Raw genomic sequence first — 25132 nt, forward strand, 5'->3', positions numbered from 1 at the left:
CCTCAGGTGTCACACAGAACACTCCGTCAACGTCCGGCAGGACCGTGACGTGCCCGTACGGGCGAGCCGGTTCATTCCGTACCGCCGGGTGCCCGGTTCTGTGCCGGTACGGCCGGCTCCATGCCGGTCTCCACGCCGTTCTCCATGCCCGTCTCCACGCCCGTCCGGTACTGCTCCGACTGGAGCGAGAACAACTCCCGGAAGACCCCGGGGCCCTCGTGGTCCCGGGCCATCAGCGTGGCGAAGTCGCCGCACTCCACCAGTCGGCCCCGGTCCAGCACACAGATCAGGTCCGCGGACCGCACGCTGTGCAGCCGGTGCGTGACGAGGATGACCGTCTGCCCGCCGCCCGCGAGCCGCCGGATCTGCTGGAACGCGGCGATCTCGGCCGCCGGGTCCATGCTGCTGGTCGGTTCGTCGCAGATCAGGACGGCGGCCCGCCGGTAGTACGCGCGGGCCAGCGCCAGCCGCTGCCACTGCCCGCCCGACAGGTCCACCCCGCCCTCGTACCCCTTCTCGCACAAGGTGTCCCAGCCGCGCGGCAGCTCGCCGACCACGGTGTGCGCGTCGGCCAGGGCCGCGGCCGTCTCCAGCCGTTCGGGGTCGTGGATCTCGGAGGGCCGGCTGATGGCGACATTGGCGCGCGCCGTGAACGGCCACCGCTGATAGTCCTGGAGCACCAGCGCCACCTGGTCGAAGAGCTGGTCCCGGTCGAGTTCGCGCACATCGGTGCCGTCCCAGCGGATCTGCCCACGCGACGGCAGGTAGAGACCGGCCAGCAGCTTGCTGAGGGTGGTCTTGCCACTGCCGTTGACCCCGACGAGCGCGACCGTCTGACCCCGGCGGATCGTCAGGGACACCGAGTCCAGGGCCGGGTCCTGCCGACCCGGATAGGCGAAGGAGACCTGGTCGAACTCGATCAGCGCGGGCGCCCCCGGCACCGGGACGCCGCCCGCGGGGATGGCCCGGAGCCGGGCCTCGTCCCCCGCCTTGATCAGGTCGGTCATGAACAGTGACTGCTCGTAGAGGTGATGGATGTGGGTGACCATCCGGCGCAGCCCCGCCGTGCCGTTGGAGAGCGCGAGGGCCGCCGTCGCGCCCGAGGCGAGCGGCATGTGGCCGTGGGTGAGCAGCCAGGCCAGTAAGGCGTACGTCGCCGCCGCGGTCAGCCCGGAGAGCGCCGAGGTGCCCAGATCCGTGGCCGCCTCGCGCTGCGCGAGCCGGGTCTGCTCCTCGGCCGCCTCGACGCCCATCCGGTCGAACTGCTCCAGCAGGAAGGGCCCGGCGCCGTGCACCCGCAGCTCGGGACCGGCCTTCTGGGAGATCATCAGCCGCCGCAGCTCGCTCTGCTGCCGTACGTGCTCGATCCAGACCTGGATCGACTCGTAGGTACGGCGGGCCGCCCTGACCGTGCCCCACGCCTTGGGCACGACGACGGCGACCAACAGGGGCAGCAGCACCGGATGCAGCACCGCGAGGACCCCGCTGACCGCGATCAGCGCCATCAGGGAGTCGACGATGCCCAGGGTGTGCTGGATCAGCCGGCGCGCGGCGATCTGGCCGTGCTGCCCCGAGTCGAGGATCTTGTGGAAGTCCGGCTGTTCGAGATGCTCCATCTCGACCCGGATCACGGGCGTCAGCATGGTCAGCGCGGCGAGCCGCTCGACCTTCGGCTCCAGTCGGCCGGTGCCGCCGAAGGAGACCGCGCGCAGGGTGGCCGCGAGCGCGCCGGCGCCGCCCACCCAGAGCAGCGAGGGCAGCGCCGCGCCGATCCGGTCGGCGGTCGGGCCCGCGGCGAAGAGACTGACCAGGACCCGGTTGGCGGCCAGCAGCCCGAAGACGGTCGCCAGCGCCTGGCCGAGCTGGGCGAGCGCCACCACGATCAGCGCGGGACGGTCGGCGCGCCAGGCCAGGGCGACGGTGTGGCCGATGAGCCGGGGGATCTGCCGCAGGATCGTCAGGAACGAGGTCCGCAGCCGCGCCCCCTCGTGGGTGGTCCACCCCCAGGAGCCCTTGAGCCGGCCGCCGAAGAGCAGTTGTTCCGGCGGGGAGTTCTGGACGTACGGCTTGGGGCCGAAGCGGCGGGGGCTCATACGGCGACACCGCCCTCGGCGTCAACCGGGCGTACGGCGCCCCGGGGAGCCCGGCGGCCGTACTCGAACGCGGCGGACCCGGCGGGGGAGCCGGAGGGAAGGGGAACGGGGAACATGTGTCCTCCTGAAGTGACGGCAACGGATGCACGCGCCCGGACAACTGACCTGATCAAGCCGGTGTAACGGGGTACGCAGGGCGAACCGTCGGACGGAGTTTCGAGCGGGGCGGGGCGAACCCGTGGGGGCCGGGCGTGTCCGGCCGTCGGCCCGCGTTCGAATCACCCGGGAGGGGGGAGTTCGCCTGACCGGGGGATTGAGTTGCGCCCGTGAAGCCGTGCTGCGCAGGGGGTGCCGGGCGGTGGCGGGGCCGGGGCCGCGACGGCCTTCGCCCCCTTGCGAAGGCACAGGCTCACGCGCGTCCGGGCGCCGCGGAGGTGCGCCGCCGGAGGCGCCCGCCCGTGCTGATTGAAGATTCAATAATGGTGGGGCGTAAGGTGCGTACGGATGCGACGGCGGCGCGTCGCGCGTCCTCGGGACGCGTCCCCGGACCGGCCGCGGCCCGCACACGGAAGAGGGAAGTACCGCCACGATGCCCCACACGGACCACACCCCCCTGGTCGTCTCCTGGTCACGGGCGGAGGCCGACCGCGAGGGCACACCGCTGCTCGTGGCGCTGCACGGCCGCGGCTCGGACGAGCGGACCTTCGCCGAGATCGCCCCGTACCTCCCCGAGGACACCACCCTCGCCTTCGTCCGCGCCCCGATCGCCGAGGGCGGCGGCTACGCCTGGTTCGCCAACCGGGGGATCGGACGGCCCGTCGCCGCGTCCCTGGCGGCCGGCACCGCTCAGCTCCTCGACTGGCTCTCCACCGTCGCCGCCCGGCACCGCTCCGTCTCGCTGCTCGGCTTCTCCGGGGGCATGGCGATGGCGGGCGGACTGCTGCTCGCCGAGCCCGCGCGGTTCGCCTCGGCGGTCCTGCTCTCCGGCCCCCTGCCCTGGGACGCCGGACTGCCCGAGGAGCCGGGACGGTTCGACGGCGTCCGGGTCTTCTGGGGGCGCGACGACGCCGACACGGTCATCCCCGCCGACCTCGTGACCCGTACCGGACAGTGGCTGCGCGAGAAGTCCGGCGCGGAGCTGACCGAGCGCGTCTATCCGGCGCTGGGCCACGCCGTCGGAGCGGCGGAACTCGACGACGTACGGGCCTTTCTCACCGGAACGGACCACTGACCCCGCCGCCCCGCCGGAGCGCCGCGCGGACCCGGCTTCGCCCGCTTCCCTACGATCCCCCTGTCACCGCCCGGCCCGCCTGCCACCGCCGCCCCGGGGTGACGCGCCCGCCGACCACGGACCGAACCCGATACCACCGACCGAACCCGACACCACCGACCTACAGCCTGCTGGGAGCACCGTCATGCCGACCGAGCCGACCCTCCAGAACGTCTCCTTCCCGAGCGCCGGGACCACCGCGTACGGCTATCTCGCCGTACCGCCCGCCGGACACGGCCCCGGCATCATCGTCATCCAGGAGTGGTGGGGCCTGACCGCCCACATCAAGGACATCGCCGACCGCTTCGCGCAGGCCGGCTATGTCGCGCTCGCCCCCGACCTGTACGGCGGCCAGGTCGCCCACGACTCCGACGAAGCCCTGCGGATGATGATCGAACTGCCCACCGCGCGGGGCGTCGAACTGCTCTCCGGAGCGGTCGGCTACCTGCTGGAGCGCCCCGAGACGGAGGGCGGCACGGTCGGCACCGTCGGCTTCTGCATGGGCGGCGGCTTCGTCCTCAGCCTCGCCGCCGCGGACCCGCGCGTCTCCGCCGCCGTGCCGTTCTACGGCGTCAACAAGGACGGCGTGCCGGACTTCTCCGGGCTCAAGGCGGAGATCCTCGGCCACTACGGCGAGCGGGACGACAGCGTGCCGGTCGACACACTCGCCGAGCTGAAGGAGACCATCGAGGCGCAGTCCGGCATCGTCCCGGTCTTCCACGTCTACGAGGGGGCCGGCCACGCCTTCTTCAACGACGGCCGCCCCGAGGCGTACCACGCCGAGGCGGCCGGCCGGGCGTGGGACCGTACGCTCGCCTTCCTCGGCGCCCGGCTCGGCTCCGCCTGACACGCGGGCGGGGGAGCGGGGGGACGGCGGCGCTTCAGGCGAGCGCCGTCCCCCGCCACAGCAGCAGCGCCACATCGACCACCGCGACGAGCACGGCGGCCAGGAACGGCGCCCTCGGCCGGTGACGCCCCAGCAGCGCCCCGCCCGCCGCCGTGACCAGCGCCACCGCCAGGGCGAGCACCCCCGCCGCACCGGGGCCGCCCAGCGCCAGCAGCGCCGTGGCCGCCACCAGCGGGGCCGGCAGCAGCAGCCGTACGGCCGCCGGGCCCAGCCGCTGCGGCCAGCCGCGCACCCCCGCCGCCAGGTCGTCCGCGATGTCCGGCAGGACATTGCCGAGATGCGCCCCGACCCCCACCAGCGCCGCCGCGGCCACCACCCACCAGGCGGGCGGCGGCCGTCCCGGCAGACCGAGCGTCACGAACGCGGGCAGCGAGGCGAACCCGATCGCGTACGGCAGCCAGGACGCCGCCGTCGCCTTCACCCCCAGGTTGTACGCCCAGCCCGCCGCCACGCCCACCAGATGCACCACCCCGGCGAGCGCCCCGTACAGCAGCGAGAGCGGTACGCACAGGGCCAGCGCGACCAGCGCGGCGCCCCGTACGGTGCGCGCGGTCACCGCCCCGCCCGCCACGGGCTTGGCCGTCCGCCCCGCCGCGCCGTCCCGTACCGCGTCGACCGCGTCGTTGCTCCAGCCGATGGAGAGCTGCCCCGCCAGCACGGCGGCGGTCACTAGGACACAGCCGGGACCGTCCTGCCCGGCGGCCACCGCGAGCCCGGCCACCAGCAGCGTCACCACGGCCGTCGGCCCCGGGTGACACGCCCTCAGCAGCGCGCCCGCGGAGCGCGGCCACCGCTCCGGCACCCCGCCGAGCTGGCCACCGACCACGATGCCCGATTCGTCCCTCACGTCCACGGGCCCATCGTAGGGCCGACCGTCCCGCCGGCGGGGGGCCGTACAGGCGACTTCGCGTGTGGCGCGGCGGTGCGGGGGCAGGGATTGCACGTCAGTCGCCCTCCGACCCCGGACCGCAGATGACCCGCATCGCAGCCGTCCACGGAGCCCTGGCTCCCCATCAGCACAGCCAGCCCGACCTCACGGACACCGTCGCCAAGAGCTGTCTGCCCGCGGGGGCCGACCGCCGGGTGCTCGACCGGCTGCACCGCGGCGCCCGCGTGACCACCCGTCATACGGCCCTGCCGCTCGACCGGTACGGCGCCCTCGAAGACTTCGGCGCGGCCAACGACGTCTTCATCGAGACGGCCGTCCCGCTGGGCGCCGAGGCGGTCGCCGGCGCGCTGGACGCCGCGGGGTTCTCCCCGCGCGATGTCGACCTGCTGATGTTCACGTCCGTCACCGGCATCGCCGCGCCCTCCGTGGACGCGCGCCTGGTGGGGCGGCTCGGGCTGCGCCCCGACGTCAAGAGGGTGCCGGTGTTCGGCCTCGGCTGTGTCGCGGGAGCGGCCGGGATCGCCCGGCTGCACGACTACCTGCTGGGCCACCCCGACGACATCGCCGTGCTCCTCTCGGTCGAGCTGTGCTCCCTCACCTTCCAGCGGGACGACCCCTCCACGGCCAACCTCGTCGCCTCCGGGCTCTTCGGCGACGGCGCGGCGGCCGTCGTCGCCTGCGGCGCCCGGCGCCGCGCCACGGGCCCCGCCGTCGTCTCCACCCGCAGCCATCTCTACCCGGGCACCGAACATGTGATGGGCTGGGACATCACCGGCTCCGGCTTCCGGATCGTGCTGGACGCGAGCGTTCCGGACGTCGTACGCAAGAATCTCGCCGAGGACGTGGACGGCTTCCTCGCCGGCCACGGGCTGGGGCGCGAGGACATCACCGCCTGGGTGTGCCACCCCGGCGGGCCGAAGGTCCTGGAGGCGATCGAGGAGGTCCTCGCCCTGCCGCCCGGCGCCCTCGACCTCACCTGGCGCTCGCTGGCCGCCGTGGGCAACCTCTCCTCGTCCTCGGTCCTGCACGTCCTGCGCGACACCCTGGCGCAGCGCCCGCCACCGGCCGGTACGGCGGGGCTGCTGCTCGCGATGGGGCCCGGATTCTGCTCCGAGCTGGTCCTGCTCCGCTGGTAGCCGCGGTGCCACGAGGACAGAGAGGCAGGGGAAGAGATGATCTGGTACACCGTGCTCGTCCTGGCCGTCGGCGCGGAGCGCGTCGCCGAACTGGCCGTCGCCCGCCGCAACGCCCGCTGGAGCCTGGCGCGCGGCGCCGTCGAGCGGGGGCGTGGCCACTATCCGCCCATGGTCGTCCTCCACACCGGCCTGCTGTTCGGCTGCCTCGCCGAAGTGGCTCTCGCTGACCGGCCGTTCACGCCCGTGCCCGGCTGGACGATGCTCGCGGTCGTGGTCGCCGCGCAGGCGCTGCGCTGGTGGTGCATCCGGACCCTGGGACCGCGCTGGAACACCCGTGTCCTGGTCGTGCCGGGGCTGCCCCTGGTGACGGGCGGCCCGTACCGGCTGCTGCGCCACCCCAACTACGTGGCGGTCGTGGCCGAAGGCGTCGCGCTGCCCCTGGTGCACGGCGCCTGGCTGACCGCGCTGGTGTTCACCGTGCTCAACGCCGGTCTGCTGACGGTCCGGATACGGTGCGAGAACGGCGCGCTGCGCAGGGCCGAGGCCGGGGCCCTGCCGTGATCGACCTGCTGGTGGCGGGCGGCGGCCCGGCCGGACTCGCCACCGCCGTGCACGCCGCCCTGGCCGGTCTGGAAACGGTGGTGATCGAGCCGCGCCCCACCCCGGTCGACAAGGCGTGCGGCGAGGGCGTGATGCCCGCAGGGGTGCGCGCGCTGGCGGAGCTGGGCCTCGAAGGGCCGGGCGGCCACGCCCTGCGCGGGATCCGGTACGTCCACGGCGCGCACCGCGCCGAGGCCGCCTTCGACGCGGGCCCCGGCCTCGGCGTACGCCGCACCGCCCTGCACGCGGCGCTCGCGCGGCGGGCCGAGGAGACCGGCGTACGCACCGTCACCGGCCGGGTCGGGGACATCGGGCAGAGCGCCGACGGGGTGACCGCGGGCGGGCTGCGGGCGCGCTGGCTGGTGGCCGCGGACGGGCTGCACTCACCGGTACGCAGCGGCCTCGGCCTGGAGCTGCCCGGCCGGGGGCCCCGGCGCTACGGGCAGCGGCGCCACTACCGCGTCGCGCCGTGGACGGACTTCGTCGAGGTGCACTGGTCGGCGACGGGCGAGGACGGCGAGGCGTATGTGACACCGGTGGCCGGTGATCTGGTGGGGGTGGCCGTGCTGAGCACGGTGCGGCGCGGTTACGACGACCATCTCGCCGCCTTCCCCGACCTGCGGGCCCGGCTCGCGGGCGCGCCCGCCGGAGCCGTACGCGGCGCGGGCCCGCTGCGCCGCCGCGTACGCCACAGGACGGCGGGGCGGGTGCTGCTCGTGGGGGACGCGGCCGGCTATGTCGACGCGCTCACCGGCGAGGGCATCGCGCTCGCGCTGGCGTCGGCGCGGGCGGCGGTGCGCTGTCTGCGGGCGGGGCGGCCGCAGGCGTACGAGGGGCAGTGGCGCGCGCTGACCCGCCGCCACCGGCTGCTGACGGAGGGGCTGCTGCGGGTCGCGGGCCGTCCGGCGGGCGCCCGGCTGCTGGTCCCCGCGGCGGCGCGGGCCCCGGCGCTCTTCAGGGCGGTGGTGCGCGCCCTCCAGTGACCGCCCCGCGCCCGCGGTTCAGGGGGACAGGTCGGCCGACGGATCCGTCACCGGCGGGGCCAGCGCGGCCACCGCGTGGGGCAGCACATGCGCGAGATAGTCCTCGATCGTCGCCTCCAGGCCGATATCGCGCCCGGCCGCCTCCGACAGGTACCAGCGGTGCTCCAGCACCTCGTGGTAGATCTGCGCCGCGTCCATCTCGCCGCGCAGCTCCCGCGGTACGGCCCGTACCGTCGGCCGGAACACATCACGCACCCAGCGGTGCGCCAGCACCTCGGGCCTGGCCCCCAGCGGATCGCCCGGGGCGTAGTCGTCCTCGCCCGCCATCCAGCTCTCCAGGTCGTTGAGCAGCCGCCGCGCCTGGTTCTCCTCGGCGTCGAGACCGGTCAGCCGCAGGAGCTGGCGCTGGTGGTGGCCCGCGTCCACGACCTTCGGCAGGAACGTGACGGTGTCGCCCTGCGGGGAGCGCTCGATCTGCATCTCCGCGACGTCGAACCCGAGATCGTTGAGGCGCCGGATCCGCCGGTCGATGTAGTGGCGCTTGTCCACCGGATACACCGACTCGCGTGTCACCTCGTGCCACAGGTCCTCGTACCGCCGCACGATCGCCGTACCGAACGGCACGGGGTCGACGGAGGGGTGCAGCGCGCCCGACGCCTCCAGGTCCATCAGCTCGCCGGCGATGTTGACCCGGGCCAGCTCGATGTCGTACTCGCGCTGGCCCCGGCTGAGGTTCTGCTGGAGCTGACCGGTCTCGGCGTCGACCAGATAGGCGGCGTACGCCCCGGCGTCCCGCCGGAAGAGCGCGTTGGACAGTGAGCAGTCGCCCCAGGCGAACCCGGCGAGATGCAGGCGTACGAGCAGCACGGCCAGCGCGTCCATCAGCCGCTTGACGGTGGTCGGGCGCATCGTCGACTCGAACATCGAGCGGTAGGGCAGCGAGCCCTTGAGGTGGCGGGTGATCAGCGTCGGCTCCAGCGGCGCGCCGTCCGCGCCCACCCGGCCGGTCACCACCGCCACCGGGTCCACGGCGGGGATCCCGAGCCGGTGCAGATCGCGCAGCAGCCCGAACTCGCGCACCGCGCCCCGCTCGGATATCTCCTTGACCGCCACGACCTCGGGGCCCGCCGACGCGAAGCGGACCACATGGCGCGAGATGCCGCGCGGGAGCGCGACCAGGCAGGCGTCGGGCCACTCGTCGAGCGGGATGTTCCAGGGCAGGTCCAGGAGTACGGCCGGCTGCTCCGGATTGGTCGCGCTGATCTGGAGCGCCATCGTGCCTCCCACGGCGGTCGTCGAGCGGTCGTCGGGCGGTCGTTCGGGCGGTCGTCGGGCCGGGCACCGGCTCCCCGGCCGCCGAGGACAGTGTGCCGGGTCGGATTGTGTCACCCGGAGGCAGGACGAGGGGAACGTCTGTACGTCTTCGGTGCGACGGAGGGGTGCACATGTGTTTACCCTGGGGGTGAACGCTTGTGCACCCTTGTCGGTCTCCCACCGTACGGAGCGAGATGTCCGAAGCGATACCCGTGACCGACCCCGCCGGGCCACCGGCCGATCCGCCCACCGAGCCGGCCGCGGAGGCCCCGCACCCCCGGTTCCTCGTCGCCGTCCTGGCGTTCTGCGGGGTGGTCGTCGCCGTCATGCAGACCCTCGTCGTCCCCCTGCTCCCGCACATCCCCGCGCTCACCGGCGCCACCCCGACCGCCGCGAGCTGGCTGGTCACCGTCACCCTGCTCACCGGCGCCATCTGCACCCCCGTACTCGGACGGGTCGGCGACATGTACGGCAAGCGCCGCGTCCTCATCGCCTCCCTCGGCGTGCTCGCCGCCGGGTCCGTGCTCTGCGCCGTCAGCTCCCACATCGGCGTACTGATCGCGGGACGGGCCCTCCAGGGCGCCGCGCTCGCCGTCGTACCGCTGGGCATCAGCATCATGCGCGACGAACTGGCGCCCGAGCGCGTCCTGTCCTCCGTCGCGCTGATGAGCTCGACCCTGGGCATCGGCGCGGCCGTCGGGCTGCCCGTCGCCGCACTGGTCGTCGAGCACTACGACTGGCACACCATGTTCTGGGCGTCCGCCGCGCTCGGGCTCCTCGACATCGCGCTCGTCCTGCTCTGCGTACCGGAATCGCCGCGCCGCTCGCACGGCCGGTTCGACGCCCTGGGCGCGCTCGGCCTGTCCGCCGCCCTGGTCAGCCTGTTGCTGGCGGTCACCCAGGGCGGCGACTGGGGCTGGACATCGGTCCGTACGCTCGGACTGCTGCTCCTCGCCGTGGTGATCGGGCTCGTCTGGGGCCGCCACGAGCTGCGCGTCACCTCACCCATGGTCGATCTGCGGGTCTCCGCGCGCCCCGCCGTACTGCTGACCAACATCGCGGCCCTGCTGATCGGCTTCGCCTTCTACGCCAACTCCCTGTCCACCGCGCAGATGGTGCAGGAACCCAAGGCCACCGGGTACGGCCTCGGCGCCTCGATCGTCGTCAGCGGGCTCTGTCTGCTCCCCGGAGGTCTGTCGATGGTCGCGCTGTCGCCCGTCTCCGCGCGGATCTCCACCACGTACGGCCCGAGGACCACCCTGGCGCTCGCCTCCGGCATCCTCGCCGTCGGCTACGGCGTGCGCTTCTTCACCAGCCACCGGCTCTGGACGATCATCCTCGGCGCCACCGTCGTCGCCGCGGGCACCGCGATCGCCTACTCGGCCCTGCCCGCGCTGGTGATGCGCGGGGTGCCCGTCGGCGAGACCGGGGCGGCCAACGGCCTCAACACCCTGATGCGCTCGGTCGGCCAGGCATTCTGCAGCGCCGCCGTCGCCGCCGTACTCGCCCATATGACCTTCGAGGCCGGCGGGCGCACCGCCCCCACCCTCGGCGCCTACCTGCTGATCTTCGTACTCGCCGGTACCGCCGCGCTGCTCGCGCTGGCCGTCACCCTGTGTCTGCCGCGCCGGCCGGGGAGGACCACCGGTACTGTCGGCACCGACCCCGCGAAGTCGCTGGCCCAGGAGGGCACATGAACGGGCGGACGACGGACGCGCCGGCAGCCGCGGTCCCCGACACCGGGACGGGCCGGGACGCGATCCTGCGCGCCGCGCGCCGCGCGTTCGCCTTCCGCCCGTACGCGGAGGTGACCCTGCGGGGCATCGCCGCCGACGCGGGCGTCAGCGCCTCCCTGATCGTCAAGCACTTCAGCACCAAGGAAGGGCTGTTCAACACGGTCGCGGATTTCGGCCCCGCCGCCGACCGGCTCTTCGCCGCGCCCCTGGACACGCTCGGCCGCCATCTCGTCCTGACACTGGTACGCAGCCGCCGTGAGCAGCAGGGGGACCTGCTGCTGCGCGTGGTGTTCTCGCTGGGCGACGATGACGAGCGCACCCTGCTGCGGGAACGCTTCGACCAGCAGATCACCCAGCGCCTCGCCGCACTCCTGACCGGCCGTGACCGCGCCCTGCGCGCCGAGCTGGTCGCCGGACAGCTTCTCGGCCTCGGCGCCGTACAGAGCCTCTACCGCACCGGCGCCGTCACCCACGCCACCCCGGAGGCGATCGCCGACCTGTACGCCCCCGCAATCCAGCGCCTGATCGACGGCTGACCGGCGACCGGCGCGGGGGACCGGTGGCCCCGCGGCGTCAGCGGGTCAGCAGCAGCTCGGTGTTGCGGTCCGTCGAGGTGCCCGCCGGAGCCGTGGTGGAGCCCGGCGCGTTGTGCGACAGCTCCCGGTAGAGCGCCGCGAGCCCGGTCTGCGAGAGGTCCGCGAAGTCGGTGCGGTGCGGCGCGGACGACTCGATCAGGGTGGTGAACAGCGACAGCGTGCCGTCCTTGTTGTCCGCGATCTCGATGACCCGGGCGAGCTGCGGGAAGTCGATGTGCGACGCCGTGGAGATCTCCCAGAAGCCGTCGCGCGGCGCGACCGCGTTGCGGTGGCTGTGCCCGTTCACCCAGGCCAGCACCTGCGGACTGCGCCCGAGCAGCTCCAGCACCTCGTCGCCGCTGTGGCGCGCCTCGCCGGGGTGCGCCGGGTCGGGGTGGGTGTTGGTCATCGTCCAACTGTTGTGGTGGCTGAACACCACGACGTAACTGTCCTTGTACTCCTTGAGCGTCCGCTTCAGCCAGGTGAACTGGGCGGTGTTGAGCGAGCCCGTGAAGTGCCCGCCCCGGTCGGTGGTGTCGAGGCTGATCCCGGTGACGTTCTCGCCCATCGGGAACGTGTAGTACAGCTTGTCGCCGTCGAGGTTCGCCGCCGTGTAGCCGTGCCCGGCCGGACCGGCCCCGGCACGCGCCGGATCGAGGTGCGCCTTCAGATAGTCGCGCGGACCGAACGGCGCCCGCCCCGGGTCGGGCGTGATGGTGCGCATCCGCCGCTTCGAACGCTGCAGCAGATCGATCAGCTTGGCGCCGGAGGGGTCGCCGCCCTTGGAGAGCAGCTTCAGCATCTCCTTGGCCTCGGCGTCCGGGATGCCGTACAGCTTCTTCGCTCCGACGGCGAACTCCGCGAGATATCCGCTCGGGTCGGCCATCGCGCCGCTCGCCAGACCGTCGTGGTTGCCGACGGTCGAGTACCACGGGATCCGCAGCCCCGGGCTGTTCACCGAGCCGATCGCGGCGTCGAGGAATCCGTCGATACGGGGGTAGCCGAGCCGCTTGTCGGTGTCACGCAGGGCGTCCTCGGGGTGCCAGAAGAGCCGTTCGCCGGAGTTCTGCACCCCCTCGTAGCGGCGCGGGTCGCCGGTGTTGGGGGAGATACGGCCCCCGCTCATCACCGTGAGGAACCAGTCGAGTTCCGCGTGCGAGTTGTTGTCGGTGTTGTCGCCGGTCGTCACGGCGAAGGAGAGCGGCGCCCCCGTGGCGGGGCCGTTCCTGAGCGCGTTGATCTGCTCGATCAGGGCCACCGCGCCCGGCACCGTCAGCGCCTCCTGCGGGCGCCACCCCGAGAGCTGCTGCGAGCGCAGGTACTCGGTGCGCACGGGGTGCTGGACATCGACCAGATGCAGATCGGTGAGCTGTACGAAGGAGGTGAGGACGGTACGCCGCCCGGCGCGCCCGGCCCGCGGGGCCGCGAGCTGCTCCCGTACGACCCGACGCCACCCCGGACCGTCGCCGAGCCGGCGGAAGGCCGCGGCCGTGTCGCGCGGCGCGGCGACCGTGTCCAGGGTCGTACGGGCGGGCACGGTGGGGGTACGGACCGGGGCCACCGTGGCCGTCGGGGCCACCGGGCCACGGGGACCCGGTACGGAGGACGCGGCGGATGCCTCCCCCGAACTGCCGCCGGCGCCGAGGGCCAGCCCGATCCCCGCCGACACACCGACGGCTCCGGTCGCGGTGAGGAAGGAACGGCGGTCGACGGCGGTGACTGCGGAGCGTATGCGTGTCATGGTCCGGTCTCCCGAGTACGAGCGCGTCAGCGAGCGCGCCGGGGGACGGCCCCCTGGCTGCCCTTTGATGCTTGACATCGGGCGTGGCCTGCGCGTGAACGACGTTCCAACGTCCGACACCCATCTCCGCACAGGGATCACCGCGGCGGCGAAGCGTCGCCGTACCCTCGGCCGCAGGACCGGAAGAGGTCACTCACCGTTCACCGCGCGGGGAAGGGGGCGGAGCGGCGCACGGACACCGGGGCCGGAAAACCTGGCCCGCGTCGGACGCATACGTGGCGCGGGAGCGGGCACACGCATCATCGAGCCAAGCTCACGGCCCTTCCCCCTCGGCCGCATGAGCCTTCCCGGCCCCACCGGCGCACCCCCTCGCCGGTGGGGCCGCCCCCTTCTCCGCACGCGGCCCCCTTTTTTTCCGCACGTCCCCCCCTTTTTTCGCACGCGACCCCCTTTCCTGTTACGCGGCCCTGTGTACGTGGCCTCGTTCTGTACACGGCCCCGCGCGGCGTCGGTGAGGAGGCCGGAGGCATGTGCCGTCGTGTGCGCCTGCAATGCCGGGGCCGGGAACGGTCGTCCCAGGTCGGAGGCGGGGGAGCGGCGGCCCGCCGGCCCTTCCCGTGTCCGGAGTCCCCGCACAGATTCCGGTTGGGTCACAGTTCGACGCCGACGGCGTGGCCTGTTCGCCCTGCGCGGACGAACACCCCCTCCGCGCCGTGGGACACACACCGGCCGGGCGGTGGACGCCAAGCCCGCGCCTGGCGTGGCACAGATCACTGCGGTGCAGGTCAGAGTGGGAGAGCGGGCTCGGCGGGACCGGAGGCTCCCGGTGCGGACCGATCCGTACCGGCTGTGCCGTGGTGCTCCCGTTACGTCACCGTCATACGTGAGCGGAACAGCCCCGGTGGGACACAGGCGTAACCTCGCTTGATCAACGGAGAGTTGCGAAAGATCAGCAAAGTGTTCGAAGGGCCGGACCGAGCCCCTACACTGATCGCCGCAGCGGCAGGGTGCGCTCGATCAGCTCGCCCGGCCGGTGGGCGCGGTACGACCACGCCTTCGCATGACCCAGCCGGAACGTTTCACCCCCCACTGTCCTTGAGGATCTATGTCGACCATCCATTCATCCGGGAGCCTCTTCGGCGGTCTCCTGGACCACGGCACCTCCCGCCATCTCCGGGTCCCAGGACCACCAGGGACCGGGGTGGAGAGCCGGTGCTAGCCCCTTCCGCCCTCCAGCCCGCCCCCCAGTTCCCCTGCGCACGGACGGAGCCCAACCGGCGGACGGAGCACCACTGATGGCGAGTGAGAACTTTCGACCCGTCTACCATCCGGCCGGCCACGACAACGAGCTGCGCGCGGCCGTGCAGGAGTTGCGCACCGGACGCTGGGTCTCGATGCGCAACCTCCTTGCCGAGACCCGCGACTGGTCCCTGTGGACCCAGCGGACCCAGGTGCTGGCCGCCGTGGCCGCCGGATCCGACGCCGTACAGGCGTGGCGGAGCGAGGAGCCGGGCAGCGTCGCCGCGACCGTCATGCACACCCGTGTCCTGGTCGAACGCGCCGTACGCGCCCACCGCGAGGGCCACGCGCGCACCCAGGAGCTGTGGCAGCAGGCGTGGGAGGCGTGCGGCACCGCCGCCCGGCTGGCCCCCGACGATCCGGTGCCCTGGGTGTGTCTGCTGGCGCTGTCCCAACTCGACACCAAGCAGCGGCTGGAGGAGCACCGGCTGCCGCCCCCCGGGCCGATGCTGTTCCCCGGCCCCTGGGCCCTGCTGGCCGAGGTGGACAAGCGCGACCCGTACAACCGCGAGGCGTACCACCGGATGCTGCAGTTCGTGTACGCGCGGCGGACCGACGGCTCCCTCTCGGAAGCGGTCAACTTCGTCCAGTGGGCCGCCTCCTCCGCCCCCGAGGGCTCGCCGCTGCACGCCATGCCGCTGTTCGTCAGGACGGAGCGCTACCGCCGCGACAACGGCCATGAGAAGGCCCTCGACCTGCACTGGGTCACCGAGGACGCCACCCGCGACGCGCTGCGGGCCCTGAACCTCTGGTTCGACCGCGCCGTCCTGGCCGAGGTGTCCCTGCTCGACCTCAACCACCTCGCGCACGCCCTGTGGGGCGCCCTCCAATTCGGCGAGGCGGCCCGGGTGTTCGAGGCGCTCGGCCCGTACTACGTCTCACTACCCTGGGCGTACCGTACGCGCAGACCCGGCGACCCCGCCGAGGCCGAGGACGTGTTCCTGCGGGCCCGGAGCCGCTGTCTCAGCGCCGTACGCGAGCCCCGCAAGGGCCCGTCCGGCTGAGCCACGCCCCGTACCGCTCATCACCCTCTCTCCCCGCGGCCGTCCCCCTCCGTCCGCTCTGTTCCCGTCCCCGTTCGTGTGTTCCGTTCCGGAGGTAGTTCCATGTCCGTTTCCCCGCCGACCTGGTCGAAGACCGAGCCCGCGCCACCGGTGGACGAAGAGAAGCGGCTGCGTGAGCTGGGCTATCAGCCGGTGCTCGCCCGGCGTATGGGCGGCTTCGGCAACTTCGCCATCAGCTTCTCCGTCATATCCATCCTGTCCGGCTGCATGACGCTCTACGGCTTCGGCATGGGCACCGGCGGTCCGGCCGTGATGCTCTGGGGCTGGGCGGGCGTCGGACTCTTCGTGCTCTGCGTCGGCATGGCGCTGGCCGAGGTCACCAGCGCGTACCCGACCTCGGGCGCCCTCTACTACATGGCCGACCGGCTCGGCGGACGCAAGTGGGGCTGGTACACCGGCTGGCTCAACCTGCTCGGACTGCTCGGCGCGATCGCCGGAATCGACTACGGCGCCGCGCTGTTCACCGGGGCCTTCCTCAATCTCCAGTTCGGGTTCAGCCCCACACCCGGCTGGACCTTCGTCATATTCCTCTGCATCCTCTTCCTGCACGCCGTGCTGAACCTCTTCGGCGTCAGGCTGGTCAGTGTGCTCAACTCCATCAGTGTGTGGTGGCACCTGGCCGGTGTCGCCGTCATCGTCGGCGCCCTCGCCATCGTTCCGGACAGCCACCAGTCGCCCTCGTTCGTCTTCACCGAGTTCGTGAACGACACCGGCTGGCAGAACCCGCTCTACGTCGCGGCCATCGGCCTGCTGCTCGCCCAGTACACCTTCTGCGGCTACGACGCCTCCGCCCACCTCTCGGAGGAGACCTCGAACGCGTCCGTCACGGCGGCGCGCGGCATCGTCCGGGCCATCTGGGTCTCCTGGATCGCCGGGTTCGCCCTGCTGGCCGGTCTCACCTTCGCGATCCAGGACTACGCCGGCGCCCAGAACAGCGCCACCGGCGTGCCGCCCGCGCAGATCCTCATCGACGCCCTCGGCACCAGCGGCGCGACGGCGCTGCTCCTGCTCGTCATCGTCGCGCAGCTCTTCTGCGGCAACGCGGAGGTCGCGGCGGCCAGCCGGATGGTGTTCGCGTTCAGCCGCGACAACGCGCTCCCGGGCTCCGCGCTGTGGCGGCGCGTCAGCAGCCGTACGCAGACGCCCGTGCCCGCCGTCTGGCTGTCGGTCATCGTCGCCGGTGTGCTCGCCGTGCCCTCCCTGTACTCCGCGACCGCGTACGGCGCGGTGACGGCCATCAACGTCATCGGCATCACGCCCGCCTACGCCATCCCGATCTTCCTGAAGCTGCGCGCCAAGGACCGTTTCGAGCCGGGCCCCTGGACCCTGGGCCGCTGGAGCAGGCCCATCGGCTGGATCGCCGTGGTGTGGGTGGCCCTGGTCACCGTGCTCTTCTGCCTGCCCCAGAGCAACCCGGTGACCGTCGACTCCATGAACTACGCGGTGATCGCGCTCGCCGTCGTCCTGGTACTGGCGACCGTCTGGTGGTACATCGCCCGCGGCTCGTACAGCACCCCGCAGGCGTACGGCAACGCCCGCGAGCAGTCCGAGATCTCCGAGGGCATCGTCTGACCGAGGGACATCCCTCCGGGGGTGGTGGTGTGCGACGGGCTCCGGCCCGCACACCACCACCCCCTTCCTGCTGTTCTCAGTTCTCCCTGAGGAACTTGTTCGCCAGCTCGTTGCCGAGCCGTACGGCGGCGTCGTGGTCCTCAAGTGGGGAGACCTGGGAGTGCTTGAAGACGATGTACGTGACCCCGGAGGGGACCCCGCCCCCGGCCGGGTCGGTCAGGATGCCGAGACCGCGCGCCGCCGCGTGCGACGCCTCTCCGATGATCCCGGGCGGCCCGATGTCCCCGACGACGGCGTACTGCACCTTGTTGGCGTGGATGACGGCCGCGACGGACCCGCCGTGGATCCCCGACGAGGAGTGGTCCCAGATCGAACTCGTCATCGGTACGACGATGTACGGCAGCTTCTCCGCGTTGAGATGCCGGCCGTCGCTCTGGGTGAAGGCGGTCTGCTCCTGGTAGTACGGGTCCGCCTCGTGGTTGCACCGCGCCGTGAGCTGGCCGTCGCAGTCGATGTCCATGTCGGCCTTCCAGAACACCGCGCCCTTCGTGTCGCAGACGGCGACGGTGGGCGGCGTGTCGTCGCGGGTGCGGTAGAGCCCGTCCGAGATCCGGTCGCACTCCCCGGCCCGGGCGAGCAGCGCCGCCGCACTGGCCGTGCCCTCGGCGGGAGGCCCGGCCGCGCCCTGCCGCACGGGCGCCCGCGCGGCGGACGGGGCGCCCGACGGCGCGGTGGACGGCGCGGTGGACGGGAAGGCGGCGGACGGGAAGGCGGCGGACGACGGTTCGGCGGTGGGCGGCGGGGCGGGGAGCGGGCCCGTGGGTACGGCGAGGGCGGGCAGCACCGTGGCGGGGACCACCGCGGCGGCCAGCAGGGCGGTGCCGGCGGTGAGGAAGACATGCGTGCGTGGGTGCACGGAGAAGTTCCCTTTCCTGGATGTCCGGGGAGGGCGGGGGAGGGGCGGTGGCGCGTGCGGTGAAGGCTCACCGGCGGGGCGTGGCACACCGTGGGGCCGCGGGGGGCTCGTTGCCGGCACGGGCCCGGTGGCCCGCCCGGGGACGCGTCTCAGCCACCGGGCCGGGACGGGGGACGGCCGTCGGCTATGTACCGGCGCAGCCGGTCGAGGAAGACACGCTGGCCTGCCACCAGCGGCTGTACGGCGTCCGCCAGGGAGAACCAGGCGAAACGGTCCAGCTCGGGGAAGTCCCGCAGCACGCCGGAGCCCCGGGGCCATTCCATGGTGAAGGTGCCGGGCACGGCCAGGTCCGGGTCGAGATCTCCCTCGACGGCCCAGACGGTGACCGTCTTGCCACCCCGCTGCCGGGACTCGCCGAGCGGGATCCAGGGCCCCTCGGGCACCGGCAGCCCCAGCTCCTCCCGGAACTCCCGGCGCGCCGCCGCCTCGGGCGCCTCGTCGGCCTCGTACTCCCCCTTGGGGATCGACCAGGCGGCGTCCTCACGGCCGGACCAGAACGGCCCGCCCATGTGTCCGAGAAGCACGGCGGCACCGGAGTCCGTGACCCGGTGCAGCAGCAGTCCCGCGCTTCGTTTGCCCGACATGCCGTCAAGTCTGTGCACCCGCAAACCGGGTCGCCATGCGAACACCATGCCGAGAGCGCACGCGGCGGCGCGGATGGCTCGGGCGTGTCGCCCGCGTTTCCCCGGCGTGACGCGGTAAAGGAGGGTCCGGCGGTACGGAGGAGGGCGCCCCGGTCCTCGGATGACCCCATCGGTCCGATCGTATGAACGGTTGCGCTGTACGGGGGCGGTGCGGGCCGCGTCCGGCGGGGAGGAACAGGCGGTCGGTGCTACGGGACGGCCCCCTCCTCCTCGCCTTCCCGGCCCCGGATCAGCCGAAGTCCGGCGTCACGCCGGTCAGCCGGGCCGACACCTCCCACAGCCTCCCGGCCGTCGCCTCGTCCCGCGCCCGGGACGAGGACCGCGCGATCCCCGGGGCGCCCCGTACCTCCAGTGGCCCGCGCGGGCCGTAGTACTCCCCGCCCCGCGCGGCGGGATCGGTGGCCGACCGCAGTACCGGGAGCGCGCCGGCCGAAGCGGGCTGGGTGAACAGACGGGTGAGCCGCTCCGCCTTCGCGGCCAGCGGCTTGCCCGCCATGACGGGCCCCGCCTGGCCGAGTTCCGTCGCGGAGAGCCCGGGATGGGCCGCCAGCGCGTGGAGGTCACGCCCGGCGCGCCGCGCCCTGCGCTCCAACTCGGCCGTGAACAGCAGATTGGCGAGCTTGGCCTGTCCGTACGCGGGCCACTTGCGGTACCCGCGCTCCCCGGCCAGATTGCCGAAGTCGATCCCGCCGATCCGGTGCGCGAGCGAGGAGACCGAGACCACCCGGGACGGCCCCGACGCCCCCAGCACCGGCAGCAGCAGGCCGGTCAGGGCGAAGTGCCCCAGATGGTTGGTGCCGAACTGCATCTCGAAGCCGTCGGCGGTGTGGCGCAGCGGCAGCGCCATCACCCCGGCGTTGTTGACCAGCAGATCGAGCTGACCGTCCACGGTCCGCGCCAGGGTCTCCGCCGCCTCGCGCACGGACGCGAGATCGGCGAGATCGAGCCGGACGAGGCGGAGCTCGGCGCCGGGGACCGCCGCCCGTACCGTCGCCACCGCGCGTGCGCCCCGCTCCGGACTGCGGCAGGCCAGCACGGTCAGCGCGCCGGCCCGGGCCAGGGCGAGCGAGACCGCCGCCCCGATCCCGCTGTTGGCGCCGGTGACGACCGCGCTGGTGCCGGTCAGGTCGGGGATGTCGTCCGTGCTCCAGGCTCGCATGCCTCCTTCTTACTCCAGGGAATGGAACAGATGCACGGAGGGCGCACCCCGGAGCGGCTGTCGGCGCTCAGACGTGACGCGTTCGGACGACGGTGACCGAGCCCTCGGTCGACGGTGACCCTCGGGCGCGGGTGACGGGGGCCTCCGACACCGGGACGGCCGGGGCGTGTGGACGCGGCGAGTGGCCCTCGCCGTGGCTGGAAATCGATTATTCCATCGATAATCGATTATCTGTTAGGGTCGGCCCATGGCGGAACACGGATCACCCTCGGAGCGGCTCTACGCCACGCTGCGCGCGGCCATCCTGCACGGGGTGTTCGTTCCGGAGGAGCCGCTCAAGCCGCAGGAGCTGGCGAGCGCGGAGAAGGTCAGCCTCGCCGTCGCCCGCGAGACCCTGCTCCGCCTGGTGGGCGAGGGCCTGGCGGCCCGGCTGCCGAACCGGGGGTTCGCGGTCCCGGCGGTCGACGCCGGGCGCTGGCAGCAGATCGCGGAGGCACGTGCCGTGACCGAACCGGCGATGCTCCGGCTGTCCGTCGAACGGGGCGGCGTCGACTGGGAGGTACGCGTCCGGGCCACTCATCACCACCTCGCGCGCACGCCGTTCCGGGAGCCGGGGGGCACGTACGTCTCCGACGAGTGGTCCGAGGCGCACCGCCAATTCCACCGCGCGCTGCTGGAAGGCTGCGGCAACCCGGTCCTCCTGGACGGCTTCGACCGTCTGTGGACGGCGAGCGAGCTGGCCCGGCGCTGGTCCGGCGCCCTCGTCCCGGAGCGGGACGGCGTGAAGGAGCACGCCGCTCTGGAGGAAGCCGCCCTGAACCGGGACGCCGAACGCGCCACGGACCTGCTCGCCCAGCACGTCCTGCACACCGCCCGGAACCTGACCGTACGCGGGGACTGAACCCCGCGGCACCTCAGACGAATTCAGGAGACCCCCATGGAGATCACCCCGGGCCGTCGCTGCCACGGCGCCGTCAACCCCCTGCACTCGGCCATGTACTTCGCACCGGAGGTGGCGGAGGAGTTCGCCGCCCTCGGGCTGGAGCACAGGGCCATGGCCTACTTCGCGGGCCGCGTGGCCCCGCTCGGGCCGGTCGGCGCGGGCACCGTCACGGCGACGTTCTACAACTTCAACCACGACCACGTGGCCCGGCACATACCCGCCGCGTGGACGGTCACCACGCCGGAGGCGGTGCTCGCCGCGCGGCTGCGCGGCGTGGACCGGATGCTGCGGCGACTGCTCGGGGAGGAGGCCCTCGCGTCGAAGGAGCTGGCCGAGGCGGCCGAACTGGCGCTGCGCGCCACCGAGGCGTGTCGCCGCGAGGCACGGCCGCTGTACGCCGCGAACGCGGACCGTCCCGTGCCCGAGGAGCCGCACCTGGCCCTGTGGCACGCGGCGACCCTCCTGCGCGAGCACCGGGGCGACGGTCACCTCGCCGCCCTGGTGGTGGCCGGCCTCTCCGGGATCGAGGCGCTGGTCCTGCACAACGCCACCGGCAAGGCGGTGACATCGGCCGTGCTCAAGCAGACCCGCGGATGGTCGTCGGAGCAGTGGGCCGCCGCCCAGGACGGGCTGCGCGAACGCGGTCTGCTGGACGAGGCGGGGGACCCCACGGAGGAGGGGACGGCTCTGCGCGGCGAGGCCGAGGCGCTCACCGACCGCCTCGACGCCGCCCCGTACGACCATCTCGGCGCGGCGGCCACCGCGCGCCTCACCGAGCTGGCCGACGGCTTCACCCGGACCGCGGTGGCCGCGGGCGCCTTCCCCGCGCAACTCTTCGGCAAGGGCTGAGGCGCCCGGTCACTCCGGTGCCTGCCCGCCGTCCGCCGCGTCCGCCCCGACCGCCGCCAGGGCGTCCGTGACGGTGTCGAGGGAGCGGGCGTGCGCGCGGTGGCTGGACGGCGTCTCCGGGTTCCACGCCACGATCCGGGCCCGCTCCTCGATGGCCCGCCAGTGCGCGTTGTCCTGAAGCAGCTCGCGCGGCGCCGCGTTCGCGCGTACGTCCGCGAGAACGATGTCCGGGGCCAGCGCGGCGGCCTCGGACCACTCGACCGTACGCCAGTTGGCCCCGCCGCCCTCCTCCGGCGCGATGAGGCCGACGCCCAGCTCCGTCAGCGCCCGCAGATCGGGCCAGGTGTCCGGGCGGGCCAGGTACGCCGTCTCGGGCCCGGCCGCGGAGAGCGCCAGCACCCGGGGGCGCACGGGCCCCGCCGCCTGTGCGCGCAGCCGCGCCTCCGCGCGCTCCAGCTCCGCCACCGCGGGCTCCAGCGGCGCGTGCAGCGAGCGCGCCAGCTCCGAGAACCGGTCCCTGATGGAGTCGAGCGAACGGTCCTTCCCCACCTCGATCACGACGACCGGGATCTGCTCCTCCAGGTGCTTGGCGGCCTCCGGGTCGATGCCGTACACCTGTCCCGTGCCGTACCCGACGGCGACCACCAGGTCCGCCCCCGCGGCGTGGACGCCCTCCAGGTCGAAGGCGCTGCCCGCGCCGAAGGAGCGCAGCTCGGCGAGGGGCAGCTCGCCCGCCTTCGCCGGGTCCTGCGTCTCTCCGTCATGGTGGGAACCGAAGATCCCCAGGGGGCGCACTCCGTGGTCCCACAGCGTCGCGCCGGCCTGTATGTAGGCCACCACCCGTGTCGGACGATCCGTTGCCGCGGTGAGCCGGCCGCGATCGTCCGTGAACTCCCAGCCATTGCCCGGGTTCATGCCTCGCCTCGTTCCGCTCGTGTTGGTGCGGTGTCCGGGGCGCCGTATCCGTGCGCGGGTTCGTACGGGGCGCCCCTCAACTCTCTGCCCAACAGGGGGCGCGCGGACTCCACACCCGGGAAAGAGCCTATGGCTCGATCAGACCCGCCCGGATCGCGTACCGCGTCAGTTCCAGCCGGTCGCGCAGCCCCAGCTTCTGGAGGAGGTTGGCGCGGTGGCGCTCCACGGTCTTGGCGCTGATGAGCAGCAGGCCGGCGATCTCCTTGGAGGTGTGTCCCTCGGCCACCAGCTTGAGGATCTCCTCCTCCCGTGGGGTGACGGCGCTGTCCGGGATGCTGTCGCCCTGCCGTACCCGGTCGAGGTAGTTACGGATCAGGGCCGTCACCGCCCCCGGGTAGAGGAAGGGTTCGTCGCGCATCGCCGCCCGGCACGCCTCCACCAGGTCGCGGTCCGCCACGGACTTGAGGACGTAGCCGCTCGCCCCGGCCTTCAACGCCTCGAAGAAGTACTGCTCGTTGTCGTACATGGTCAGCATGAGGATGCGGGTCCCCGGCTGGATCCGGGAGAGTTCGCGCGCCGCCTGAAGGCCGGTCAGCCGGGGCATCGCGATGTCCAGGATCACCAGGTCGGGGCGTTCGGCGCGGGCCAGTTCGATGGCCTCGGCCCCGTCGCCGGCCTCGCCGACGACCGTCAGGTCCGGTTCGTTGTCGAGGATCAGCCGGACCCCGCGGCGGACCAGCGCGTGGTCGTCCGCGAGCAGGATGCGGGTCGGTGTCGTCTCGGCCATGGTCAGTTGCTCCCGTTCCTGATCGGCACACGCAGGCGTACGCCGGTTCCGCCGCCCCGTCCCGCGTGCTGTCCCGGCTCTTCTCCCCGGCCGGGGTCCACGGTGATCTCGGCCCCGATGAGCAGGGCCCGTTCCCGCATGCCCCTGATCCCCGCGCCCTCGGTCGCCGTACCGACGCCCCGGCCGTCGTCCGCGAGGAGGAGTTCCACGCCGGTGGGCGTGCGCCGGAGCGCGATATCGACCCGGCGCGCGTCCGCGTGGCGGACGATGTTGGTCAGCCCTTCCTGCGCCACCCGGTAGACGACCAGTTCGGCATCCTCGCCCAGCTCCGGCAGATCGCCGTCGAAGCGCTGGCGGACCGTCAGCCCGGTGTGCGTGGTGATCTCGGTGGTCAGCGCCTTGAGCGCGCTGATCAGCCCCAGCTCCTCCAGGACGCCGGGGCGCAGCCGGCGCGCGATCCGGCGGATCTCGTCGAGGCTGTCGCGCGTCGTCTCCTGCACGTGGAGCAGGTCGGCGCGCAGCGGGGCGGGGGCCCCGTCGGCGACCCGCTTCAGTTCGAGCAGTACGGCGGTGAGGGTCTGGCCGACCTCGTCGTGCAACTCCTGCGCGATCCTGCGGCGTTCGGCCTCCTGAGCGGAGAGCGCGAGTCCGCTGCTCGCCGCCCGCTCGGCCTCCAGCCGGTCGAGCATGGTGTTGAACGTCATGATCAGCTCGGCGATCTCGCCGTGTCCCGACACCGCGGGCCGGCGGCCGGGGCGCAGCAGATCGGTCGTCGTCATCGCCCGGGTGAGCCGTTGCAGCGGAGAGAGCCCCACACGCAGCAGCGCCGCGTTGGCGACGAGCATGGCCACCAGCCCGAGGGCCATGATCAGGGCCTCCGTCAGCAGGACGGGGGCGGACACGGTGACGGGGCCGAGCAGCAGCAGGGCGGTGGCCGCGAACAGGACCGCGGCGTTGAGCAGAAAGATCCGCCAGAACAGGGACACGGGGCATGGCCTCCTCGCAGGTGACGTCCCCACTATCACCCGCGCCGGGGGAGTGGTCCGACCACCGCCCCGGCCCCCCACGCGTCTACATGTCGCGCACCCCCCGATGTGGGTGTCGATGCGGATGGCGGGGGAGGACCACGGCGGGCGATCGTAGGGGGACACCGTCCGGGGAGACGACGCGGGTGCGACGGAGGGTGCGGCGGAGGGTACGGGGCAGGCGCGGAGCGCGTACGGGGCAGGTTCGGGGCAGGCACGGGAGCGGGTACGACGGCGGGGAGGCGGACCATGGCGACGGACGAGGACCGACGGCTCGGTGACCTGGCGGAGCAACTGCGCCACGACGACCCCCGGTTCTTCCACGCGCTGGAGGCCGGCACCCCGTGCCGCCCCCGCGAGTACCGGCACGGCACCGCCTGGCTGACGCTGGCCGTCGCACTCGGCGGGCTGGCCCTCGGTATCGTCCTCGGCCACGGGCTGCTCATCGCGGGAGGACTGGTACTGGCGGGGATCGCCGCGCATCGCTTCGACCCCGACCGCGCCCGGGTGAGGCAGGGCATCGGGCCGCCTCCCGGGTAGTCCTCCCCGGCCCCGGCGGGCTTGCGCCGCCGGGAACGACGAACCGCCGGAGTCTCCGGCGGTTCTTTTCGTTGTATAGGCCACAAACCTCACAAATTATTTTACGTTAAAATAG

The 25132-nt window shown here is 73.2% G+C and carries 22 protein-coding genes; 12 read left to right on the forward strand and 10 right to left on the reverse strand.

Annotated features, from left to right (window positions below; translation table 11 throughout):
• Positions 1–71: 71 nt before the first annotated feature.
• A complete protein-coding gene (locus ACIO3P_RS25735; protein WP_401852517.1) occupies positions 72–2093 on the reverse strand; it encodes an ABC transporter ATP-binding protein in 2022 nt (673 codons plus the stop codon).
• 589 nt (positions 2094–2682) lie between these two features.
• Here ACIO3P_RS25735 and ACIO3P_RS25740 point away from each other — a divergent pair.
• Entirely contained in the window at positions 2683–3324 is a 642-nt protein-coding gene (locus ACIO3P_RS25740; RefSeq protein WP_401852519.1) for an alpha/beta hydrolase, read from the forward strand.
• 184 nt (positions 3325–3508) lie between these two features.
• Positions 3509–4210 carry a dienelactone hydrolase family protein gene (locus ACIO3P_RS25745; RefSeq protein WP_329825817.1) on the forward strand — a complete coding sequence of 234 codons (702 nt, stop codon included), beginning with the start codon at positions 3509–3511 and terminating at the stop codon, positions 4208–4210.
• Between the two features lie 34 nt (positions 4211–4244).
• Here the strand turns inward: ACIO3P_RS25745 and ACIO3P_RS25750 are convergent, their stop codons facing one another.
• Positions 4245–5117 carry a UbiA family prenyltransferase gene (locus tag ACIO3P_RS25750; RefSeq protein ID WP_401852583.1) on the reverse strand — a complete coding sequence of 291 codons (873 nt, stop codon included), beginning with the start codon at positions 5115–5117 and terminating at the stop codon, positions 4245–4247.
• A 125-nt stretch (positions 5118–5242) separates the two neighbouring features.
• Between ACIO3P_RS25750 and ACIO3P_RS25755 the strand changes: the two genes are divergently transcribed.
• From ACIO3P_RS25755 to ACIO3P_RS25765, 3 genes are read left to right on the forward strand one after another with little or no spacing between them, the layout of a single operon-like run.
• On the forward strand, positions 5243–6295 hold the full coding sequence (locus tag ACIO3P_RS25755; RefSeq protein ID WP_401852521.1) for a type III polyketide synthase: 1053 nt from the start codon (positions 5243–5245) through the stop codon (positions 6293–6295).
• Between the two features lie 36 nt (positions 6296–6331).
• Positions 6332–6856, forward strand: a complete 525-nt coding sequence (locus tag ACIO3P_RS25760) for an isoprenylcysteine carboxyl methyltransferase family protein (RefSeq protein WP_401852523.1) — start codon at positions 6332–6334, stop codon at positions 6854–6856.
• Positions 6853–7878, forward strand: coding sequence for an NAD(P)/FAD-dependent oxidoreductase (locus ACIO3P_RS25765; RefSeq protein WP_329825820.1), 1026 nt, complete (start codon positions 6853–6855; stop codon positions 7876–7878). The genes ACIO3P_RS25760 and ACIO3P_RS25765 overlap by 4 nt, the downstream gene beginning before the upstream one ends.
• 18 nt (positions 7879–7896) lie before the next feature.
• On the opposite strand, the gene ACIO3P_RS25770 is transcribed toward ACIO3P_RS25765, so the two are convergent.
• Positions 7897–9153 (reverse strand): DUF4032 domain-containing protein, encoded by a 1257-nt coding sequence (locus ACIO3P_RS25770; protein WP_401852526.1) that lies wholly within the window; start codon positions 9151–9153, stop codon positions 7897–7899.
• Positions 9154–9386: 233 nt separating this feature from the next.
• Here ACIO3P_RS25770 and ACIO3P_RS25775 point away from each other — a divergent pair, with 233 nt between their 5' ends.
• Both ACIO3P_RS25775 and ACIO3P_RS25780 read left to right on the forward strand, forming a co-directional pair.
• Positions 9387–10889 (forward strand): MFS transporter, encoded by a 1503-nt coding sequence (locus tag ACIO3P_RS25775; RefSeq protein WP_401852529.1) that lies wholly within the window; start codon positions 9387–9389, stop codon positions 10887–10889.
• The gene (locus ACIO3P_RS25780) at positions 10886–11464 is read left to right on the forward strand and encodes a TetR family transcriptional regulator (protein ID WP_401852531.1); all 579 of its coding nucleotides are present in this window, start codon (positions 10886–10888) and stop codon (positions 11462–11464) included. The genes ACIO3P_RS25775 and ACIO3P_RS25780 overlap by 4 nt, the downstream gene beginning before the upstream one ends.
• A gap of 37 nt (positions 11465–11501) precedes the next feature.
• On the opposite strand, the gene ACIO3P_RS25785 is transcribed toward ACIO3P_RS25780, so the two are convergent.
• Positions 11502–13244 carry a TIGR03767 family metallophosphoesterase gene (locus tag ACIO3P_RS25785; protein WP_401852533.1) on the reverse strand — a complete coding sequence of 581 codons (1743 nt, stop codon included), beginning with the start codon at positions 13242–13244 and terminating at the stop codon, positions 11502–11504.
• A gap of 1295 nt (positions 13245–14539) precedes the next feature.
• Between ACIO3P_RS25785 and ACIO3P_RS25790 the strand changes: the two genes are divergently transcribed.
• Positions 14540–15547 carry a hypothetical protein gene (locus ACIO3P_RS25790; RefSeq protein ID WP_401852534.1) on the forward strand — a complete coding sequence of 336 codons (1008 nt, stop codon included), beginning with the start codon at positions 14540–14542 and terminating at the stop codon, positions 15545–15547.
• 102 nt (positions 15548–15649) lie between these two features.
• Positions 15650–17179, forward strand: coding sequence for an amino acid permease (locus tag ACIO3P_RS25795; protein WP_329825826.1), 1530 nt, complete (start codon positions 15650–15652; stop codon positions 17177–17179).
• A gap of 76 nt (positions 17180–17255) precedes the next feature.
• On the opposite strand, the gene ACIO3P_RS25800 is transcribed toward ACIO3P_RS25795, so the two are convergent.
• The 3 genes from ACIO3P_RS25800 to ACIO3P_RS25810 form a co-directional block, all read right to left on the reverse strand.
• Positions 17256–18095, reverse strand: coding sequence for a glycoside hydrolase family 75 protein (locus ACIO3P_RS25800; protein WP_401852536.1), 840 nt, complete (start codon positions 18093–18095; stop codon positions 17256–17258).
• Positions 18096–18244: 149 nt separating this feature from the next.
• Positions 18245–18739, reverse strand: coding sequence for an NUDIX domain-containing protein (locus ACIO3P_RS25805; protein WP_401790407.1), 495 nt, complete (start codon positions 18737–18739; stop codon positions 18245–18247).
• A gap of 289 nt (positions 18740–19028) precedes the next feature.
• Positions 19029–19958: an oxidoreductase gene (locus ACIO3P_RS25810; protein ID WP_401852537.1), complete on the reverse strand. Its 930-nt coding sequence runs from the start codon at positions 19956–19958 to the stop codon at positions 19029–19031.
• Between the two features lie 247 nt (positions 19959–20205).
• Here ACIO3P_RS25810 and ACIO3P_RS25815 point away from each other — a divergent pair, with 247 nt between their 5' ends.
• Positions 20206–20859, forward strand: a complete 654-nt coding sequence (locus ACIO3P_RS25815; RefSeq protein WP_329825830.1) for a GntR family transcriptional regulator — start codon at positions 20206–20208, stop codon at positions 20857–20859.
• A 36-nt stretch (positions 20860–20895) separates the two neighbouring features.
• Positions 20896–21750: a hypothetical protein gene (locus tag ACIO3P_RS25820; protein ID WP_401852540.1), complete on the forward strand. Its 855-nt coding sequence runs from the start codon at positions 20896–20898 to the stop codon at positions 21748–21750.
• Positions 21751–21759: 9 nt separating this feature from the next.
• Here the strand turns inward: ACIO3P_RS25820 and ACIO3P_RS25825 are convergent, their stop codons facing one another.
• The 3 genes from ACIO3P_RS25825 to ACIO3P_RS25835 all read right to left on the reverse strand — a co-directional run bounded on the left by ACIO3P_RS25825 (position 21760) and on the right by ACIO3P_RS25835 (position 24438).
• The gene (locus ACIO3P_RS25825) at positions 21760–22665 is read right to left on the reverse strand and encodes an ABC transporter substrate-binding protein (RefSeq protein WP_329825832.1); all 906 of its coding nucleotides are present in this window, start codon (positions 22663–22665) and stop codon (positions 21760–21762) included.
• A 127-nt stretch (positions 22666–22792) separates the two neighbouring features.
• On the reverse strand, positions 22793–23452 hold the full coding sequence (locus ACIO3P_RS25830) for a response regulator (protein ID WP_401790415.1): 660 nt from the start codon (positions 23450–23452) through the stop codon (positions 22793–22795).
• Between the two features lie 2 nt (positions 23453–23454).
• Positions 23455–24438, reverse strand: a complete 984-nt coding sequence (locus ACIO3P_RS25835; RefSeq protein WP_401852542.1) for a histidine kinase — start codon at positions 24436–24438, stop codon at positions 23455–23457.
• 288 nt (positions 24439–24726) lie between these two features.
• Between ACIO3P_RS25835 and ACIO3P_RS25840 the strand changes: the two genes are divergently transcribed.
• Positions 24727–25017: a DUF3040 domain-containing protein gene (locus tag ACIO3P_RS25840; protein WP_329825835.1), complete on the forward strand. Its 291-nt coding sequence runs from the start codon at positions 24727–24729 to the stop codon at positions 25015–25017.
• The last annotated feature ends 115 nt before the right edge of the window (positions 25018–25132 follow it).

The organism is Streptomyces sp. NPDC087310 (genome assembly GCF_044744405.1).
Classification (GTDB): domain Bacteria; phylum Actinomycetota; class Actinomycetes; order Streptomycetales; family Streptomycetaceae; genus Streptomyces.

Coding starts and splice junctions, on each gene's coding strand:
- ACIO3P_RS25820 (WP_401852540.1), top strand. CDS start 20,896: ATGGAGATCACCCCGGGCCGTCGCTGCCACGGCGCCGTCAACCCCCTG.
- ACIO3P_RS25810 (WP_401852537.1), bottom strand. CDS start 19,958: ATGCGAGCCTGGAGCACGGACGACATCCCCGACCTGACCGGCACCAGC.
- ACIO3P_RS25775 (WP_401852529.1), top strand. CDS start 9,387: ATGTCCGAAGCGATACCCGTGACCGACCCCGCCGGGCCACCGGCCGAT.
- ACIO3P_RS25760 (WP_401852523.1), top strand. CDS start 6,332: ATGATCTGGTACACCGTGCTCGTCCTGGCCGTCGGCGCGGAGCGCGTC.
- ACIO3P_RS25805 (WP_401790407.1), bottom strand. CDS start 18,739: ATGTCGGGCAAACGAAGCGCGGGACTGCTGCTGCACCGGGTCACGGAC.
- ACIO3P_RS25825 (WP_329825832.1), bottom strand. CDS start 22,665: ATGAACCCGGGCAATGGCTGGGAGTTCACGGACGATCGCGGCCGGCTC.
- ACIO3P_RS25785 (WP_401852533.1), bottom strand. CDS start 13,244: ATGACACGCATACGCTCCGCAGTCACCGCCGTCGACCGCCGTTCCTTC.
- ACIO3P_RS25840 (WP_329825835.1), top strand. CDS start 24,727: ATGGCGACGGACGAGGACCGACGGCTCGGTGACCTGGCGGAGCAACTG.
- ACIO3P_RS25745 (WP_329825817.1), top strand. CDS start 3,509: ATGCCGACCGAGCCGACCCTCCAGAACGTCTCCTTCCCGAGCGCCGGG.
- ACIO3P_RS25735 (WP_401852517.1), bottom strand. CDS start 2,093: ATGAGCCCCCGCCGCTTCGGCCCCAAGCCGTACGTCCAGAACTCCCCG.
- ACIO3P_RS25740 (WP_401852519.1), top strand. CDS start 2,683: ATGCCCCACACGGACCACACCCCCCTGGTCGTCTCCTGGTCACGGGCG.
- ACIO3P_RS25815 (WP_329825830.1), top strand. CDS start 20,206: ATGGCGGAACACGGATCACCCTCGGAGCGGCTCTACGCCACGCTGCGC.
- ACIO3P_RS25780 (WP_401852531.1), top strand. CDS start 10,886: ATGAACGGGCGGACGACGGACGCGCCGGCAGCCGCGGTCCCCGACACC.
- ACIO3P_RS25795 (WP_329825826.1), top strand. CDS start 15,650: ATGTCCGTTTCCCCGCCGACCTGGTCGAAGACCGAGCCCGCGCCACCG.
- ACIO3P_RS25830 (WP_401790415.1), bottom strand. CDS start 23,452: ATGGCCGAGACGACACCGACCCGCATCCTGCTCGCGGACGACCACGCG.
- ACIO3P_RS25755 (WP_401852521.1), top strand. CDS start 5,243: ATGACCCGCATCGCAGCCGTCCACGGAGCCCTGGCTCCCCATCAGCAC.
- ACIO3P_RS25790 (WP_401852534.1), top strand. CDS start 14,540: ATGGCGAGTGAGAACTTTCGACCCGTCTACCATCCGGCCGGCCACGAC.
- ACIO3P_RS25770 (WP_401852526.1), bottom strand. CDS start 9,153: ATGGCGCTCCAGATCAGCGCGACCAATCCGGAGCAGCCGGCCGTACTC.